Source organism: Hymenobacter agri (assembly GCF_054778495.1).
The window spans coordinates 1-1,106 of sequence record NZ_BAAGZM010000959.1; the positions used below are offsets into that span (position 1 = coordinate 1).

Annotated in this window: 1 protein-coding gene; it reads right to left on the reverse strand. The window is 62.7% G+C overall.

Annotation, left to right across the window (positions count from 1 at the left end):
• Positions 1 to 274: 274 nt before the first annotated feature.
• Complete coding sequence (pyrE, locus tag ACYVDE_RS23690; protein ID WP_460503983.1) at positions 275 to 901, reverse strand: type I phosphoribosyltransferase; 627 nt, start codon at positions 899 to 901, stop codon at positions 275 to 277.
• Positions 902 to 1,106 lie beyond the last annotated feature (205 nt).

A 1,106-nucleotide genomic window follows, 5' to 3' on the forward strand; every position in this document is an offset into this window, starting at 1 on the left:
GGCGAAGGACGGCTACGGCCACGCGCTGGCCGTCGCCGTCGTGCTGGCCGGGTTTCAGCGTGAGCTGGATGGTGTGGGTGGTGTTATCAGGCATTGATGATATGCAGTACGTCAGAGAAACAACGTCGTGCTGAGCGAAGCGCAGCGAAGTCGAAGCATCTCTACCTCATTAGTAAATCTTGTCAATTGCAACGAAGCGGTAGAGATGCTTCGGTCTCTGCTTGATGCGCAGAATGCTCAGCATGACGTTCTGCTGAGCCCAAATTCAACAACTCTAAAAGGCCTTTTCCGGCCGGCTGCCGGGTTTCACCACCGGCAGCCCGGCAGCACACAGCGGGCAGCTCTCCGGCGCATAAGTAGCGGCCTGCACCTGCAGCAGCGCGAAATGCGGAAATTCCAGCCCTCCGTTGCCGCCCGTGCGGTCAATCAGCGAAGCCACGGCCAACACTTCGGCGCCCATTTCGCGCAGCACTTTAGCCACCTCCAGGGTGCTCTTGCCAGTCGTCACCACGTCTTCGGCAATGACTACTTTCTCGCCGGGCTCGATGGTGAAGCCGCGCCGCAGAGTCATCTGCCCGTCGGCATCGCGCTCGGTGAAAATGCCGGGCACGCGCAGCTGCCGGGCCAGCTCGTAGCCAATCACCACGCCGCCCATCGCGGGCCCCACCACCACATCGGGCTTCAGGCCGGCTTTTTCCAGCTGCACCGCCAGCGCCGCCGCAGCGGGCGAGGCCAAATCGGGCCGGCGCAGGAAGCGGGCGCACTGCACGTAGGTATCCGAATGCAGGCCCGACGACAGCCGGAAGTGGCCGCTCAGCAGCGCTTCTTCCTGCCGCAGCAGGTGCTCCAGCGTGGCCGCGTCGAAAGCGGCGATGGACGAGGTATAGAATTGGTCGGTCATCACTTACAGAGAATCAAAAAAACAAAAAGCCGCGTTGCAGCGGCTTTCTGGGTCAGACGTGGGTCGGGCTCGCTACGGTCCGGAATTCGTTAATTTGTTCTTGCAGCTCGCGGGCGGCGGCCCCGGCATCAGCGGCTTGCCAGATGCCGCGCGAGGAGTTTATCAGCAGGCCGCTGCCATCGGCGCGGAGGCCGGCGCGCAGCGT

What these genes read in the sequence shown, in the direction of transcription:
- pyrE (WP_460503983.1), bottom strand. Translation starts at nt 901, where the DNA reads ATGACCGACCAATTCTATACCTCGTCCATCGCCGCTTTCGACGCGGCC.